13 protein-coding genes are annotated in these 17,297 nt (G+C 56.7%); 3 read left to right on the top strand and 10 right to left on the bottom strand.

The window, feature by feature from the left end; translation table 11 throughout:
* Positions 1-38: 38 nt before the first annotated feature.
* The 3 genes from HY556_04905 (at position 39) to HY556_04895 (ending at position 5,370) form a co-directional block, all read left to right on the top strand.
* Positions 39-2,105 (top strand): protein kinase, encoded by a 2,067-nt coding sequence (locus HY556_04905; protein MBI4393125.1) that lies wholly within the window; start codon positions 39-41, stop codon positions 2,103-2,105.
* Between the two features lie 614 nt (positions 2,106-2,719).
* Entirely contained in the window at positions 2,720-3,016 is a 297-nt protein-coding gene (locus tag HY556_04900; protein ID MBI4393124.1) for a hypothetical protein, read from the top strand.
* Positions 3,017-3,162: 146 nt separating this feature from the next.
* Positions 3,163-5,370, top strand: a complete 2,208-nt coding sequence (locus tag HY556_04895; protein ID MBI4393123.1) for a hypothetical protein — start codon at positions 3,163-3,165, stop codon at positions 5,368-5,370.
* Here the strand turns inward: HY556_04895 and HY556_04890 are convergent.
* The 10 genes from HY556_04890 to HY556_04845 form a co-directional block, all read right to left on the bottom strand.
* A complete protein-coding gene (locus HY556_04890) occupies positions 5,367-6,986 on the bottom strand; it encodes a hypothetical protein (protein ID MBI4393122.1) in 1,620 nt (539 codons plus the stop codon). The two genes, HY556_04895 and HY556_04890, sit on opposite strands and share 4 nt — an antisense overlap.
* Before the next feature lie 205 nt (positions 6,987-7,191).
* Entirely contained in the window at positions 7,192-8,388 is a 1,197-nt protein-coding gene (locus HY556_04885) for a hypothetical protein (GenBank protein ID MBI4393121.1), read from the bottom strand.
* A 34-nt stretch (positions 8,389-8,422) separates the two neighbouring features.
* On the bottom strand, positions 8,423-9,820 hold the full coding sequence (locus tag HY556_04880) for a hypothetical protein (GenBank protein MBI4393120.1): 1,398 nt from the start codon (positions 9,818-9,820) through the stop codon (positions 8,423-8,425).
* Positions 9,821-9,828: 8 nt separating this feature from the next.
* Entirely contained in the window at positions 9,829-11,667 is a 1,839-nt protein-coding gene (locus tag HY556_04875) for a hypothetical protein (GenBank protein MBI4393119.1), read from the bottom strand.
* A 123-nt stretch (positions 11,668-11,790) separates the two neighbouring features.
* The gene (locus HY556_04870; protein ID MBI4393118.1) at positions 11,791-12,972 is read right to left on the bottom strand and encodes a hypothetical protein; all 1,182 of its coding nucleotides are present in this window, start codon (positions 12,970-12,972) and stop codon (positions 11,791-11,793) included.
* Between the two features lie 22 nt (positions 12,973-12,994).
* Entirely contained in the window at positions 12,995-13,378 is a 384-nt protein-coding gene (locus tag HY556_04865) for a hypothetical protein (GenBank protein MBI4393117.1), read from the bottom strand.
* Positions 13,362-14,192, bottom strand: coding sequence for an ATP-binding protein (locus HY556_04860; protein ID MBI4393116.1), 831 nt, complete (start codon positions 14,190-14,192; stop codon positions 13,362-13,364). Before HY556_04860 ends, HY556_04865 begins: the two co-directional genes overlap by 17 nt.
* Before the next feature lie 396 nt (positions 14,193-14,588).
* On the bottom strand, positions 14,589-15,176 hold the full coding sequence (locus HY556_04855; protein ID MBI4393115.1) for a hypothetical protein: 588 nt from the start codon (positions 15,174-15,176) through the stop codon (positions 14,589-14,591).
* A gap of 6 nt (positions 15,177-15,182) precedes the next feature.
* Complete coding sequence (locus HY556_04850; GenBank protein MBI4393114.1) at positions 15,183-15,818, bottom strand: hypothetical protein; 636 nt, start codon at positions 15,816-15,818, stop codon at positions 15,183-15,185.
* A gap of 12 nt (positions 15,819-15,830) precedes the next feature.
* The gene (locus HY556_04845; GenBank protein MBI4393113.1) at positions 15,831-16,604 is read right to left on the bottom strand and encodes a hypothetical protein; all 774 of its coding nucleotides are present in this window, start codon (positions 16,602-16,604) and stop codon (positions 15,831-15,833) included.
* Between the last annotated feature and the right edge of the window lie 693 nt (positions 16,605-17,297).

Here is a 17,297-nt window from a genome sequence, read left to right as displayed (position 1 = left end):
GAGGTGCCCATCCAGCTAGGCACGGGGTCAGTGGAGGCTTGAAACCAAACACGGGACTCCTTCTGTCCGGCTTCGGTGCGGTTGGAGGGGCCCTTATCGGGAGTTTGCTCGCCGGAATTCTTTTTTCGGCGTACGGAACGGACGCGATCCCCGCGATTCCGCTCTTGCTTTTTGGCGGAAGCGGATTCGGTGCAGGCCTTGTCGCAAAATACGCGGGGCGCAAGGGGTGGAAGTGGGGACCAATCGCGGGGATCTTGGGCGTCGCAATTCTTCTCGTCGGTTTGTCCATTGCCGCGACACTACCGGGCAAGGTAGTCGACCGGGACGTCCGGCAAGCAGTGCAAGACGCGTTCGGCGCAATCACGGCATTGGCTGCGGTCGCCGGGTGGAGCGCAGTCGCGTTGGGCACGTCGAACCCCGGTGAAATCCTTCAACCCAAACGAAACCCAACGAGTCCGTTGCAAGCGACCACCGTGTTCAAAGACCCCATTGAAACCATGAAGAAGGCGTACGCCCTGATTGACAATCCGACACGCGATATGGATACGCTAGTGGCCGAAGTGGGCGAAATACTCAAGACCTTGGAGGCTGCGTCGCGTTCCACCCATCCACAGGCCGTCGAAGCAAGGAATATTCTGTTGACGTTTCGGGCAAGAATCGGGGGAGAGTTTCTGACGCGCGCCGCGAAAAGCCTATCGGCGGCTGAGTTCGCAATGAAGGCTCAACGCGGCGCCGCCCGCCAGGCCGCCACGCGGGCCGAGGAGTACGCGAGGCACGCGCTGTCTATCATCGACGCCGAGCGCGACCCAGATATGCACCGTCGTGGAAATCAATACATCCAGGCCGCGCGGCTCATTCAAACACGCAAGGAGGGGCCAGATATGCTTTCGTTGGAACTTACGCAGCTGGAGCGGGATGTTCAAAGACTCGCGTTCCAAAACCCGGAATCATCTCTGGTGGTCCCGGGACAGGACCATAAGATCCTGACGAGGATTGTGGCCCTTAGAACCCTTTGCGAAGTGACAAAGAGGTTTGAATTAGTGCAGCGCATTGAAGATTTGACCAAGCGCTTCACCGAGATTTCCTCCACGTCTACTTCAACAAGAACACCGACCTCGGCCCTCAGTTTGGGCGACGACGTGCTGGAAGTCTTTGACATCAAGAAAGTCGAAAAGGAGTTGAAGGCCGGCGGATTCGGCCGGACGTTTCTGGCAATCGACAACCTGGATCGACGTGTTGTGATAAAGACACTTCACGACAAATGGCTGGGATCGGCTTCGGTTCGACAGGCGTTCAAACGGGAAGGAGTTGCCGAGGCTCGGTTCCAGCATGAGGGGGTGCCGGCAATCTTGCGATTCAAGGAAGTCGGGGGAAGACCGTTCAAAGTCATGGATTATGTGAGTGGTGGATCGTTACGTGACAAGATCAGAGAGTGGACCGTCGGGACTCCGAAGGGACCCGACCCCGTCAAAGCCGTAAGGATCGTCTCTAAGGTTGTAGACGTCCTCGTCGCGTTTCAGAAACATTTCCCAGGTGGTGTTCACCGAGATCTAAAACCAGAAAACATCCTCTTGGACGCCGACGGAAACGTCAAAGTCACCGATTTCGGCCTGGCCCACGTGCCACAATTGATCGAGGAATCAACCGCCGTGCGGGGCGGCTCTCCGCTTGGGACATTGCTCTACATGTCCCCCGAACAAGCACGCGGCGAAACGGACATCACTCCGAAAAGTGACGTCTACAGTGTCGGAGTTATGCTTCATGAACTTCTGACCGGGCAATACCCCTACGATGGAAAGCCCGGCGGAATGCGGCCAAGCGCCCTTCGGGATCTCATTCGACGGGGCGAATTGTCGCCCAAGATAGAACTCTTGCCTGAACCGGCGCGCGCTGTCATCCAGTCGTGCCTTCACGCCGATCCGTCGAAACGTCCAACGGTCGACGAGCTACGGGCTGCGCTTTCTCAGCTTGAAACCAAGCTCATGGCCCTGAATATCACGGAAAGCGTCTGGACCGAAAGCGACGCCTACTCAAACGAAATCCACATCTCTCTTGAGTCGATGCAAGCCGAAGAACAACGCGATGACAGGGGAATCGGGGCATGACCACGCGTCGAAGATCGGGTCGCAGGGTCTGGATCGCTGCGGCGTTTCTGATCATCCTTTTCGGGGTTTCTCCCAGCCGCGCGCAGGCGCCGGAACCGGATTGCGCGGACTCCACGCAGGCGCTCGAGTGGTGGGTGGGACAGAGGGACCGCGTCCGATCCTATCCTGAACGATCGCTTGAAACCTTCTGGGCGAACGTAATTCCACGATTGCAACTTGAGGCGGTGCCAGACTTACGCGAGACCTGTAATTTTCTGGAATTGGTCATCTCGTCAGACACGTCAGATCCTCACCAAGCCGCAGACCGACTTTCGCTGGCAATGAACCAATCCGTCCGGCTGGAGGGCGGCGCAGGGAGGCTGGCCCAACCCACGATTTTCGCGTCCGCAGGCACGGTGGGGAAGGCTCTCGAAGCCAAAGCCCTGGACACCCAAGCAACGCTTCCAAGAATCGCGATCTTGCGGGAAGTCAGAGACTTATATCATGTCGTTGGGCGGGCCGGCGGGGAGGCGCGTATCACATTGTGGCTCGACGCCGAAGAAAGTGCGTGGTCAACAGACGCGGGTAGGGTCGCGAGAGATCTCGAACGTTCAAGGGAAACCAGCGACGGGCTTTTGGACCCAGTCGCCATGATCTTCTACCTTGGCGAAACGCAAGAAATCGCTCAGGCCCTGAATATCGATCGAAACCTGATGGAATCACACGGGGACCAGGCGCGTGTCAGCCTCATCGATGACGCAAGCGCGAGCCTGCGAGTATCTCAATCAAGGGCAACCCTGGCCGTACTCGAAGCCGCGGGCGTCATGGCAAGTGCGGCGGCGTCGCTTGCTTGGCTTATTAGGTTGCCGCTGCGTGCGTTAGAGCGCGACGTGCGGGAAGTGGAGATCGCAAACGGAGGCGTCTATCTTTGAGAATCGTCTCTTGGTTAGCAGGTGTCATCATAATCTATCTCGTGATCAAAGGCGTATCCGCTCAATCAACGGCCGTGTCGTTTTCCGGCAGCGGCCCTTTTGACATGCCGAGATCATCTAACTACGACTCCACCCTCCAATTCTCGGTGCGCAACGATTACGCTTTCAATATCACCGTGAACGGCAACCTAACAACGAGCGACGTCTACGTGAACTCTTTGGGTCCGTCGCGATTTGACCAAATCCTGACGCCTGGGGCCACGGCCCAGGTCTCCCCTAGAATCATCATATCGAATTCCGCGCCGGAGAACAGGGTGATCACCGTCTTCGCCACCTACAGCATCGCCAACGCAACCGGCGTCCGATTCTTTTCTGGAGCGGCTGCGAGCACAACGCTCACTGTAATACATCCTACGGAGCTTGTCACGGTGGTGGTTGACTCGACCGGACGTTCATCGGCCGGAATCAATATCAAAGACGCGGAATTGGGAACAACCTATTCATACACCTTGAGGGCGACGGAGACCAAAAGCTGGAAGGGCGTGAATGTGACCGGGGGAAGTTCGAGCAATTGCGGCGGCCGAGCCACGGGAATCAGCTGGAAGCCAACCATTGAGATCACTCGGACCACCGTTGGCGCTGGAACTACTCAAAACATTGGCGCGATTTCTGTTTTCGTGCCACCGGAGATTGACCCAAAACAATTTCGCGGCGTGTTGATTGAATGCACAGCCACGTTCGACCAATCGGCGCGCGGTTTCAGCCTGGTTTCAATCACTTTTGATCCCATCATCCCGCCGCGCGTAGAGCTCGAAATAAATGCCTCAGAGACGGGTTTTCTGTTCGACAAGAAGAAAACTGAAGACCTAATGTACGAAACCCCCGTGGAGATTTCCATGACCAACTGGGGCGAGCAGGATTGGAGCGGCCTTGTTAGCCTCACGAATCCATCAGACACGGGCGTTAGAATCAATGGGGACGCCGGCGGCGTGACGCTGAACGCGAACACGGGGCCCCATGTGGTTGCCGGCAGACTATTGATCCCCGCGAGTCACGGCGAGGGCGCGTTCAACTTCGTTCCCACGCCTGCGACTTCGGCGGGCCCCCCGCTCTTGAGGGCCACAACCCTTTCGTACGCCGTATCATTCGCGGCATCCCTACAAATGGACGACCAACCCTCGTTCGGTGAGCTCGTAATCGGAGAGTCCGCCGTCCGGTCGATCCAAATCTCAGAGAGTTTGGGATACGCCGACGTTCCAGTGACCGTTCAAGTTGCCCCCAAGTTCAGCTCAACCCGTATCGCCATGGCGGCGGTCCCCACGACGGTAACCGTCCCCGCAGGAGGTTCAACATCCGTCAGCCTAAATCTCGATACATCGCCGGGCGCAACGCCAGGCTGTGATTTTGCGTGGGAAATCCAAATGATTCCAGGCGGAAAGCAACGGTCCGGCCTGTCCGCGCAGACGACCATCGTGCACGCCTCCATGAAACTGTCGAACGTGGAGAACATCATTGGACAACTGGTGGAGCTCAAGCTTCCAGCCAGCGGAGAGGCCGGTTCCCTGCTTGAGAGACTATCAAGCGACGGTTGTTCTTTGAGCCGTCAGGATTTGGAAGCAGCACGAAAGTTGATTCAAGCAGTTCCAACTCTGATTGACGTCGAATCGAGGTCTGTTGTCGGCGGTACTGATACGCTATTGACCGCCGCCATCGAGTTTAGGGCCGCACGGGACTTCACCGAGGGGAATCACTCTGCCTTGCTTGAGGTCCGAAACGCGAGCCTGACAATCCGGGCCCGGTTGCTTGACGCGCTCTCCAAGGAAGCAAACGCCACCCTTGCGTTGGGGGCAACGCCTGACACCCTTGACCGTCTTTCAAGCTTAGGCTCTGGCGCACAAATCTTGGGCGACGCCGATCTGTCAGCCTCAATTGCAAACAAGACCGAAGAGTTGGACGCGACGATTTCGCGAAAATACAGCGACGGTCTGGCCTCCCTCTCAAACCTTTTTTCGACACCGACACGCACGGAAATCGGGTTCAAACTAGGTCCACGGGTTGGACTGGATCCGAATCCCTTCCACTGGGTGACATTGGAGCGCCTTGCAGCGGAAACCAAACATGACGCCGCGCGTTCTAAGGAAACGTTTGCTTCTCTTGGACCCCTTGCCAAGCGAGTCGAGGCAGGTTCAACCGAGGCAGACCTCTCTCTTGCAAGCGCGAGAAACGCTCTCGTTGCGGGCGCGGCCGTGGATGCTCTCGTCGGCCTTGGACTCGTGGGACTCGCGACACGGACCCTCCGGTCGTACGCGCGGGATCTTGCGGACGTCGACCTTGGGTCCGATGTACTTGGCTAACCTTTAGACCATTCCTTTGCCAGGGTCGGGTCCGTCAAGAATAAGTCCGTGATTCGCAGGACGAGATCCGCCGCAAGAACAAAAGGTAATCCCTTCTGTTCCTCCCTGACGCGGCGAATCAAATGATCGCTTAGGCTCAAGAGACGAATCCCGGGACGAATCACAAGCGACTTGGCTTGTTGTGTCAAGCGAGCATCTACGGAAGCGCGCAACGCTTCGACTTCGGCTAATGCGACGTCTTCGCGCATTTCATTGGGAAGTGGATTCCGGGCCCAGGCGAAGGGCCGCGCCCACGCCGCATTCATCGGGCCGGCGAGATGTGCTTGCACCTGCTTTTCCCGGAAGAGTTCGTCAATCGCGTCGCACATATCCTCAATTGCGTCATTTACATCCTTCGGCAGGGTCGATGTAGACGCCGGCGATTTCCCCGTATGGAAATCAGGTCGGTTCCAAAGATCGTGCCACGCCCCTGCATAAGTCTGGAGCGCAATTGTGCTTACTTGTGCCAAAAGCGGTTTGCCGCCTAGGCTCGCCGGCGGCCGAATCTCGATCGCTGCGGGCGCCCTGATGCCGCTGGCCTTGATGCCGATTTCCACTACAATGATTTGGTTCTTGGGCGATTCGAGCTCCATCTCAACCGGGGCCATGTGCAGCGCGCCAGTCTCAACCAACGAGATGGAGACGTGTCCTTCGGTAGCCTGGAACCCAGCCGTTCCGTCGCGACCGGTCGATTTGGTAACGCTCTGTCCATAGGCAGGCTGGATCCGGAAATTGAGATCCGCAAGGGGCCGGGACGTCCCCTGTTCGTGGGCCAAAAGAACGAATGCGTGCTTCTGTGGAACCAGGGTGAGAAAGAAGGCCCCGTCCTCTACCCTCGCTCTACCAATCTCAAACGCTTGGCTGTCCGTCTGGAAGCGCTCGTCGAGCGATTCATCTCGAGCAAGCCTTGCAAACGTGCCGTCGCCGGGCACCGTCAATTGGAATATGCCTTCTGGGCTTCTAGACAGTTTGCGATCATCAAAGAAAATGTTCAATCCGCGCAGGGCTTCTGCGTGCCTCTGATTGTTCGTAGGCGGGTCCAACTCAACGTGCACTTGGTGCCATTCTGGGGAATCGGAAAGTCCGGTCGGAACCACTGGTGCCCGGTCCTGCTCGGCGATGGTTGCAACTTTCGGGGCGGTTCGTTCGGAGGCAGGAGCCGCTCCATGTGAAGCGTTTCCGGAGCCAAGTCGTTCCACCGGGTCATTGTGTGATTTTTTAGACAAAAGTACGCCTAATGCAACCGCAATTGCGGCGGCAACCAGGATTACGACGACCCAATTCTGACCGAATTGTTTTTCAAACCAAGCGACTGCTTGGCCTAACGGGTCGAGAGCAACATTTGGAGCAAGGACCCAGTCGGTTCGCAAGTGTAGGAATCCAACGATTTCGGGCGTGGTCGTCTCTACGCGGATTCTGACGTCAAACCTGGACGCATTTGCGCTGCGTGCCTTCTCCGCCTCAAGGTGGAATTTCTCGTTGACGGCTTCCCAAGAAATTGACGCAACTGTGAGATTAGGTTCTACCCGTTGGGTAAGCTGAACTTGACCGTCCAAAGAGACGAGGGTGATCCTCATTGGAACGAATCCATCCACCCACTCGACTTTCAATCGCCCGCCCGGGCCCGATTCGTGATTGCATTCCTGCCACGTTCCAGTTTTTTGCGGCTGCGTTGCTGGGGCTGAGGTCGTCTTCAACTCATGGCATGTTTCCTCCGCACTTATTGGCGTGGCAATCCAGAGGGGCGAAACTATCAGAACGACAATAACGAACGAAATGTGCCTATTTCTTCGCATTGCTCGCCTCCGAATACTCGAGAAGGTTTTTCCAAATCTTTTCGTAGCGGGTAGATGTGTCGTCGTCCGACCTAAAGGCCTTCTTAAGGCGGCGGATCTCTTTCTTCATCAGCGGCTCGACCGGTTTGATGAGGGGCTCGAGGTTGAACCCTCCAAGAACCAGGATCACATGGTATGTTCCGCGTAGCGAGGGATTCGGAACCACGCTGTTGTACCGTACGGGGATGTCGAATCCATTTGTCGATAGCCACGCCTCGAAGGTGCTACCAACCTCGGCAGAACTGAATTCCGGCGCATCATATTCGTCAGGGGGCACCTGCACGATCAAGTAGGCGGCGAGGCTCGTCTTCGGATCGATTGGGAGAAGCATCGATTCGAGCGCTTCGTTGATCCCCTGATCCAGGTTTATGATTGACGGGACTTCCCAAGCAACGCCGGCAGTAAAATGAAGAATCTCATGGAAGACGGACTCGCGGGCGTAATCACTCGCGTCGATGATCTCGGAAGATTTCTGCCCTGGACTGATTAGCGCGTTCAACGTTTCAACGGCAATCTTGTTCATTTCACGGAAATTCCCACCGCGTTGGATGTCCTTCTTCCGGGCCAGGGCCTCAAGTTCGTGGTTTCCGAGAAGCAAAACAAAATTGGCGTTAAGTTCGTCCCGAGGTCCAAACCGCAACAACCTTGACAGCCCAAGAGCCGCATTGGTGAGCCGCTGCTCGCCTTCGTACTTCGCGGGCCACATCGCCATCGCGAATTGGTAAACGTCCTTCGAGACGGCCTTTGCTTGGCCGTGGCGAAGTTTGTAGATCATAGGTGGTACGCTTCCACATCCTGTGCCACCGCCGACCCCAAGGACGTGTACCATGACATCCGCACTCCCTCCCAAACTTCCTTCGATGAAACGCGAAACCTCATCCCAGCCCTCGTCCAAGTACTGTTCGCCTTTTAGCGGATTGTTTCCTGTCCCCGAGGCGTCACCAAAGGGGTGTGATTGACGCATTACAATGTCCAAGCGTTCCTTGCCTTGCTCACCTCGCAAGTCGGCTTCGAGAACTTCGTGAAGTGTACTTATGTCGGATTCTGCACTGTTCAACAACAGTACGCGATCGCCGACGGCCGGATTAGGATGTGTTGCAAAATATTGACTGGCGACGCGACAACCGGCCTCGCCGGCTCCCACGATGCTCCAGAGGGTTTTCTTCTTTCGGCCGGCTTCAGGCAGGGACGTCGCCCCCCGTTTTCTTCAGTTTTATTAGATTGCCCATTTCATCAATGACCACGGACTTCGGGTGCTGTTGCGCGTAGAAACCAAGAATCTCCGCGCCCTTTTCCCTGTCGCGCACCGGAACGTCCGCGGCCGTCACCGCTCCATTTGTTTTTAGCTTTGCTTCAATGACCTTAAACAGGCTTGGCAACGCCTTTGCCAAGGCGGCCCGGTCGGTATAGTATTGTATCGCAGGAAGGGCTTGACGTGCCGCCTCGACCCAGCCAGGAAACGATTCCTGGTACGGATGCGTAACCTTTGGGGCGGTCTCCAGAATCTGGATCTTTCCGTCTAGGTCTTCAATCTCGCCAAGTGCACGGGACTCTATGATGGTGTCCCGCGCACGACGCGCCTTGTTTAGAGACTCCTCCATTAATTCCTGCAAGACTTCCGCGAGCCTTCGTTCAGATTTTTCCAGCGAGGCATAACCTCCCCTCTCCAGCGTGACCGCGTCCACATCACGGACAAGGCGTTCCAGGCCAAGGTTTACGGTTCCCGTTGCAACACCCTTCAAATCAATGCTTCCCACTTGCCTCAGGGCGGAGGCAAGCTGGAGACGTCGGGTCTCGAACTCTGGACCTACTTTGTCAGTCACGTGTTTCCTGGCTTCGTCAAGGGATCTGAGCGCGAGCACTGGTTGCGCTTCGTCCCACAGTTTCTTCGCGGTCCTGAATGAACTCCATGCATCCGCGACATCATGTCCCTCGGCTTCGGCGTCGGCAATGTCTTTTTCAACGCCTTGCATCAATCCTCGAACGTGGATCGCCGACTTTTCGAACTCTGTCAGATATGCCTGGCAGACGGTGGTCAAGTCTCCCCGGGGCAGGGACCCAAAACGCGGAATCTCCGGCGGCATGCGGTTTCCAAGGTCGCGAAGTCGCTCGTTCAACGCCGCAGCGGCGACCTCTCCGGCCTCCTCCAACAAAATATCCAATGCCGCGTCCGTCCGATGGATCCAGGGTCCGCGTGGAAGCGCTGAAGTCTTTGACAGACTGGCGCCGTTCTCATCCACGCCAAGAATAGCGTGGGGCGCAAACGTGGCTTTTCCCCTCTCCACCAGAAACTCCAGGTCAGCGGATGGCACGCCCGCCCTCTTGGCCAGCGCCATGGCCTTATCCAAACGGTGAGACCAGTCCTTGCACTTCGCGGAAAAGTGGCGCTCTTGAGCCTGGCCAAGGCCCCCGGCCCGCTGGGAGGCATTCAAATAATGGATTGCGGCGGCCCCCACCAGCAACACCGGCACCCCCACGACGCCGCCCAGAACGAGGAGCGTGCTTCCGATGGCCGCGCCCGCCCCTACTAACCCAACTGACGCCAAGACGGAGCCGACAAGGACGGCGTTGTTCAATGCCTTGCTCAAGGTAACCCACTCCAAACGAATACCAGGCCTCGGACGGCGTAACCAAGTGCGAACGCCACGCCCGCGAGCCCAAGTCCAACGAGCCCCAACAACCCGGCAAGAGGGTTCGCTGCGCTGGTGCCCCTGCTGGTGAACAGCCCCTTCTTTGACCCATGCTCGGCTTGACCGCGGACGACAACGAAACTCAGGACCGCGCCTGCCGCGAGACCGCCGAGTACCGCAAGACCGCTGAGCAGGCGCGGCATCGTAAGGGACGGCCCCGCCGCGGCTAGCGCGGCGGTTTTGGCTTCGGATTCAACCGTTTCAAAGAACGCTTCCCGCGCCGGCAGATTCTCAAGGGCCGCGTCGCCCAATTTTCTTGCCTCGATACGCTTCGATTCAAACTCGCGGTACGTCACAACCACGGTGGGAATCTCCTGCCCTTGGCGGGTTTGGCGAATCTGATTCCATGATTGGTGCAGATCCTTCATGGCGGTCATGAGTTGGATTGTCTGGGCGTGGCTCACCCGTTGTCCAACGGGCAGCGGTTGGGAAATATTGGCGAAAGGCGACATGTCGAGGAGAGGTGTCCCCAGGAGAATCTTAGTGCCTTGAACGATTTCTCCGTGTGGCCACCCATCCCATGCCGACACGGTGCTCCACGCGCCCGGTTCGCCGACCAAGAGATCACTTCTTTTTTCAAGGAGCGGAACCGAATACGAGATTTCTGCAATTGTTACACAAAGATCAACGCCAGCGTCAATTCTTAGGGGCCCCGGGGCGCACCCACTGCTTGGGGTTAGGACGGCACCTCCGCGAACAAGGATGGAACCGTTTTCCAACATTCGGTTCTTAACGTCCAGCAAATAATCGAATAGCGGAGCCTCGATCACACTCAACGTGTGGTTCAAATCGTCGAACGCTAGCGATGCCCTGCCATACGTTTCATTTATCTCAGCCCAGGTCGCGCCGGGCCCGTGATCGCCGACGTCTCGAGCGAGAGCGTCCAACTCCTGAAGCCGGGCTCGAAGATTCTTCAATTCAACGAGAAGACCTTGTATTTGTTTTACGTCGTGGGAGTTGGATATGCTGAATTCAAGGCTTGGCGCGCCCAACAGATCACCCGTCGCGACGTTTGGGTTCCCAAGGTTCGAGTATGAAAGAGTGGCGGTCGCGGGGTAAATTGCACTGTTAAGGAGCGCCTTCAAAGTTGCGTCTTCAATCCACGATTGGTTTAGTGGGCTTCCAACGAGAAGGGCCTCAATCGCGGTTCCCGCGCCAATCCTACCGTCGCCATCCAAAACGGGCCGGACGCAAAGCTCTGTTTCATTTCCCGAATCCAGCGGCCGGTCCGAACACGACGGCGTTCCCATGGGAGCTAAGAAATACTTAGGAAAAATTATTCTCACGGAAAGCGCGGGGGTTGTCTCGCCGCTCACGAGCCCCGCTGCGCAATCAATCGTGCGATTGAGCAAAAACGTTTGGTGAGCCAAGTCATCGGTGGCTTCGAAATAGACTTTTCTTGGTGCACCCTGCGAGTCTCGCGCGGCCGCCGTGGTAATTGTAATGTTGGTGGGCGCTTCGACAGAAATATTCGAAGTTAGCTTGGAACCATTCGGCAAAGAAACATTTGCATACAATGTGCCTCGAAGTGGGCCTGAATCGTTCATTACCACGGTCCACTCGAAGAACACGTGCAAATCCGGTCGGTCATCGCCCGAGAAAACAATAATGGAGGGGTTGCCACACGAGGTTGGCGCCGAATCCAATTGGCGGGCGCCGACTCCTGGCAGGGTTTGCACGAACAGCCCAATTAGGATCGCTGCAACTACTGGGCCGATTCCTGGAAACCTCATTCGGAACCACCAAGAAGAAGGCCTCCGATGGCCCCCAGGACGAGTCCCAATCCGAGCCCTAACGCAAGTAGGAAAACCCATTGCATCGGCGATGCGACAGCCACCATCCAATCAGCGAATGGCTCAGTCAGGTGCCTTTCCTCCTGATCGCCTCTCGTACTCTGAAGCGGCCGTTTCCAGCTCCTTAAGGCGAGGGATCTCGGACGGTAGGAACGTGAGACCCAAAGTCACGGAAGCCAAGGGCCTTCGGGTCAAGGCGGTTCCATAAATCACGTCGCCTCTCGCAGAACTCTTGGCCGCGAGACTGAGTACCTCGGACACATCCTGACCAGTACCAGCCCGACCCAGAATCGATAATGGGGCCCGGACTAGGACATACGCCTTTTCACAATCGATTGTTTCCGCATCTTCAAACGTCATTCGTTCCTTCGCCAAGAAGCTCAGGCTCACGAGGTCAGGTTGCTTGGGTGGAAGGATTGGAGCGATGTAACCCATTGGACCTCGCAATAATTGCACGGCCCGACCAATTGCGGCGACCCCTGGCTTTCGTTCACCGCGATCGCCTACAGAGAGAGCCGTTGCCAAATCCTGAACATCGGATTGTTGGATGATAAGTTCGTCCTCGCCCGGTAGCACGAGTTCAGTGAGATTCCCCAGGATCATGTCGGTGAGGCAATGCGCCACATATTTGTTGAATCGCGGAAACCCTCGCTCGACGTCGCCCATGTGGCTGAGGCGATTATTGTCGACGAGAATGATTCCATCAAAAATGTCGAGGCTGCGCTCGAACGAGTACCACGCGTTCCATGCTTCCCCAAGGGAGCCGTCGTCAGAAACGTCGCCGCGGGTCATGGCAGGAAGGATCAGAACACCAATGACACGGCATTTTCCTTCCGTCACCTCGCGAATTGCACGAGCGAGGACGGGCGCGACGCCGGCTCCGGTTCCGCCGCCGCCCGAGAAAGTAATTACCGCAAAGCGTTCATCCTTGATGCCGAGTGTTTCAACATAGTTGACCACTTTGTCAAAGACGGAGGTTAGCGTCGTGAAGCCACGTCGAGGGTCCTTTCCGAGACCTTTGATCAACTTGCTTTCAACCGCGTCCTCGCCCTTGGCGAGTGACACCAACCCTTCAGTGTCGCTGACCCCGATCCAACGCGATCGAGGAACGTCACGGACCGTTACCAGATCCCTTGTTGTGCTGTTCACGAGATAGACACTAAGGAAATCCTTGGCGTTGGTGACGCGCGTCATTTCCGCCGCGAGGTTTGATCCTGCTTGGCCCACTCCAATGACCAGAGTCACTGAACGACAACCTCCCCATGCATCAGACGCCCGTGTCCCCTAACTCGTTTCTTGACAACTGTCCTTTTATTTTAAGTTGCTTCAACGCCGATTTTGCTTTCTCAACCACCAAGGCGTCGATTTCGTCGGGCGTGCTTCTCACGGAATGCAGCCAGGAAACCTTTGCTTCCACATCAGTCAACTCCCTATTCACGATTTCGAGATTTCGCTGCCATGCGTCCATCTCGGGCCCCGCGCCTTCGGTTTTCCGCATCAGTGCCGCGCGGCGCACCTGGAGTTTCCGGCGCCTGAATTCCTGCTGAATGTAGGCGTCCATGATCAAGTCCCTGTCGGGGAGTTTCTTACCCTTGCGCCACGCGGCCAAGCTCTCCACGACCTCGCGATAACAATCACGAAATTCCGCCACGGGCCCACTCCTCCAACCGAACAATCGCCTCGTGGCTCGTGACCGCACGCACATCGTGCAGCGCTCTCTCAACATGCGCATGTGTTATCGGGCCGACCTTGTAGGACGACTCGGCGAGGTTTTCCTTTCCGACACGTTCGTAAAGGTCGGTGTTGCACTCTTCCACCATTAACCGGATCATTTCTTGCGCAAGGTTTCGGAGTTCACGGCCTGAGTAGCCTTCCGTCCTGGCCACAATCGACTCCAACGGAACCTCCAACGACAACCCGCGCGCCGTTATTTGTTTTGCAAGGATCGCCGATCTGGCGTTCTCGTCGGGAAGAGGAATCATGACGCGACGATTGAACCGCGTGAGAAACGCCGGATCAAGGTTCATCGGTTGGTTGGTGCCGGCGAGAACCAGCACCATTGGTGGATTTTTGCCCTTGCTCGTTGTCGCGCCCTCCATCTCCGTAAGAAGGGTGCCAAGGATGGACTTGGAAGGGTCTCGCTCCGACCCCGCGTCCCGCTTGCCGACAAGAGTGTCAATCTCATCGAGGAAGACTATGCTTGGACTCTTGACCCGAGCCTCTTCGAAGACCCGTTTAACGATCTTTGACGATTCTCCGTACCACTTGTTCTCGATTTCGCCGCCAGGGAGATTGAAGAATGAGGCCCCTAACATGTTTGACGCGGCCTTGGCGAGCATCGTTTTTCCGGTGCCGGGGGGGCCATAAAGGAGAATTCCCGCAGGCGGGTCCAGTTTGACGCCCACCGGTGGCTTTGCCACGGCAAGGAGCACCGCCCCCTTGAGGAGTTTCTTTGCATCAGTCAAGCCAACGATGTCGTCCCAGGTAGTGTCGGCCCTCTCCAGAAATTTGGATGGAGCAGCTGGATCGTCGTCACTTTCTTGTTGTTCCGACCTGGCGCCTTGGTGCTTGGGCGCCTCACCAGATGTTTTTTTTGGTTTTGGAGGGGAGGCCACGCGCCCTTCCCGAAGGTCCGCGGCATGAGTGCGCATTTTGGTTGCCTGCTCCATAGCTCGAACCCTTGAGTCCCCCTTCGCGATTCCCGCAATCTTATCCGCCCATCGCGCTGCCTCCTCGAAATGGGGAGCCGCCGCTTTCGGGTCTCGTGCCTCCGTCTCCTTCCCCTTGTTAACGGCGGTCCTAAGGCGATCGTCCAGCATGGAAATCGCGATGTCGTCACCTACTGTCAATGGCGACCTCGCTCAAGCGCGTTCTCCGGGGAATTTTATCTTTTCTTGTATAGTCTTTTCCCGCTGGTCCTCCGGGAGGCCTTCCATAGATTCCATGATGGACATGAAACTGTTCTCCCCCCATTCAGGCGAGGCATACTCTTCCTGCATTTCCTCGATTTTCTGTTGCATGGCCTGGAGGCTCACGTCAATCTTCTGCTCCTCCTTGGCCAATTGCGCGACTACTTTTTGAAGCTCGGGAAATGTTGCGACCTTCATGATTTTTTGAAGGTTTTTCAAGGGCCCTTCGTCCTTCATTTCCATTGCCTCGTACGATCCCTTGGCCTGGATGACGAACGTATATACCGCAAGATCGCGGAAAAGTTTACTTTGGAGTATTCGAATCTTCTGCGCCTTCCCCTTGGCTTGCGCCGCTAGAATTCGCTGCTGTTGTTTGCTGGCGCCAATTCCCTTCCGGACGAGTTTTCGGATGTCATCTTCAGCACGTTCGATTTGCTTTCCACTGATATTGGTCGCTACCCTGAGATCGACCTCCAAATCATCGAGAGCTTCAATCTTCTTGCCAAGCGACCGCTTTCCAATGAACGGGATATTTACCATTGTGAATCACTCCTCCAAAGACACTTCGCGCTTTTTCTTAGGCCCTTCTTCAAGTTCGACGTTGTCGGCAGTATCCGTCTCGGTGCGCTCCTCGTCCTGTCGGATGTCGCCGACCTCCGGAGTTGCCACCGTTTGGTCTGCCGGCGACGCGTAATCGTCGATACTTTGACCGATGTTGCTTACCTTGTCGAGCGCCATGCCGCTCTGCACTGAAAGCTTGTCCAACGCCGTTTGAATCTGATCCGGCTTCATGTTCATGATCGAGGCCAATTTCTTGTCCAGATCGGTGATTTGCGTGCCCCGACCTTTCCGCACCTTTAGGAGGAATCTCGTTACCTCGCGGGTTTTTACCCGGGCATCTTGGTCGCGTCCGAGTAGTTCGATGTCCTGCTTGGCCTCCTTCAAATCACTCTCTATGATGGCGTGGTCGTTACGGTCCGTGGTCGCTTTGAGTTTGATTTCCAATTCGTCTCGGCGTCTCTTTTTTGACTTGATCTCGACCGAAAACTCAGGAATCTCGGTGTCAAGTTGGGCCTGCAGAGCTTTCAGGTCGCCCTCGTTCAATCTGGTCAATTTCGCGACCGGATCATCGCGTCCCCGAGATGCCCCGAAGGCCCGCCCCAAATCCTCAAATATTCCCATGTTAACCGTCCCTCAATCCATGACCAGGACCAAACCGACGCCGGGAACCTGCCTGGTTCGTCCCTTCCCCGACGCCGCAACCCGCTCAAACCCGCGGTTGATGATTCCGCGGGGCCAGTCGGCCTCATATTCTTGTCCTATTATGAAGGGTTCGGTCACCAGCGGCGGCAAATCGCCGTCGGTTAGGGCCTTCTCTAGGTCAGTCGCAACCGCCGCATCTGGTCGAGGGTCGAGCAATCGTAAGAGCCAAAGCGGCATGTGACCAAAAGCAAAGACACTTGGGCTGACGGAATTCAAGCGAATCAGCACAGGGCTTATTGTCTCAGCCATGGCGCCGACAAAACCAGGGAAAACGTTCCTCGTAACTATGCCCGTATAACCGCCTTTGGGTCCCGGGTCCGGGTTGCCGTCGCGTTCCAGTGTGATTCTCGAATCACGAGCCGTCACGATCGCCGAGTCGCCCTGTGCTTCCAATGATCCACCTTCCACAATCGCTCGGTCGCGGACAATGCAAATGTAATCGTCCCACGCCGTGTCTGTTACGCGGCCCGGACCGTCGCGGCCCACAAACGCAAAAAGGTTGTCTGGATCGGCTCTCAGCGCCTCGGTAAACGCCCGCATCGAGTGATCAAGAATCGGTTCAAGGGTTGAAGCATCGGCCGCCGAGGCCGAAATCAAATCTCGAACATCGCGAAGGAGAAACGACACTTTTGCTAGCCACATGGCCGAAGGGTTTTCCGGGTACCGAAGTAATGTCCGGAATTCATAGAGCTTATCGGCAAGCAAGCGGCCCCGCGGGTCGTTTCGTTCCGCAAGGCTTCGAACATGGAATTCTGCGCAATGCCGCCGAATGCGCGAATCACCGCGCCACAGGTCGCAATGGGTGCAACACGACGGCACCAAGCGGTCCGAGCGAATCCCGGTCCCGATACTTCCGGGAATAGGCTCGCCCCGTTTGACCAACTGGTACAGGTCTGTCTCAATTGGGCATTCAGTCAGACCGCAGGGGTTGGTCATGAGAGCTCCGATGGCGCCGCCCGACCGCGAGTGGAGGGACCGCCAAGCGCGTCGTCACAAGACGCGGTCCATGTGAAATATGCTTCCACGGGCTTTAAATACGGGGCGTTTTGGTTACATTGCCGGCCGCGCGCTATGCCTTCAATTGGAGTTGCACCCCAAGCACGACCCGACTCTGGCGTGTAACGCAATGAAGACCTTTCGTCCCTAGGCCTCTTAAGGACACCGACGTGGTCCTGCACGTTCAAATGGAAACTCTGACACATGCGGCAAGCGGCTTTTATCATGTGGCCGCCTTACGCACCATGTGAGATCTTAAGTTGTCGTGTAACTCGCTAATCCGACCCGCCTTGTAACTCTAAAACCGACCCCCCTGGCCGGCGGCGACCGTATCGCCGCCGGACCTTGAAAACCTTCTCCCGATTCCCGGGAAGATACACTCGGACTTCCGCACCCTTGCGC

The sequence above is a fragment of the Euryarchaeota archaeon genome (assembly GCA_016207515.1).
In the GTDB taxonomy this organism is placed as follows: domain Archaea; phylum Thermoplasmatota; class SW-10-69-26; order JACQPN01; family JACQPN01; genus JACQPN01.
The sequence above is the reverse complement of the archived record's forward strand: the minus strand, read 5'-3'. Positions and strand labels throughout refer to the sequence as shown.

Bases quoted from the DNA above. Each gene is read 5' to 3' on its own strand.
- HY556_04890 (MBI4393122.1), bottom strand. From the start codon at position 6,986: ATGAGGATCACCCTCGTCTCTTTGGACGGTCAAGTTCAGCTTACCCAA.
- HY556_04875 (MBI4393119.1), bottom strand. From the start codon at position 11,667: ATGAGGTTTCCAGGAATCGGCCCAGTAGTTGCAGCGATCCTAATTGGG.
- HY556_04855 (MBI4393115.1), bottom strand. From the start codon at position 15,176: ATGGTAAATATCCCGTTCATTGGAAAGCGGTCGCTTGGCAAGAAGATT.
- HY556_04850 (MBI4393114.1), bottom strand. From the start codon at position 15,818: ATGGGAATATTTGAGGATTTGGGGCGGGCCTTCGGGGCATCTCGGGGA.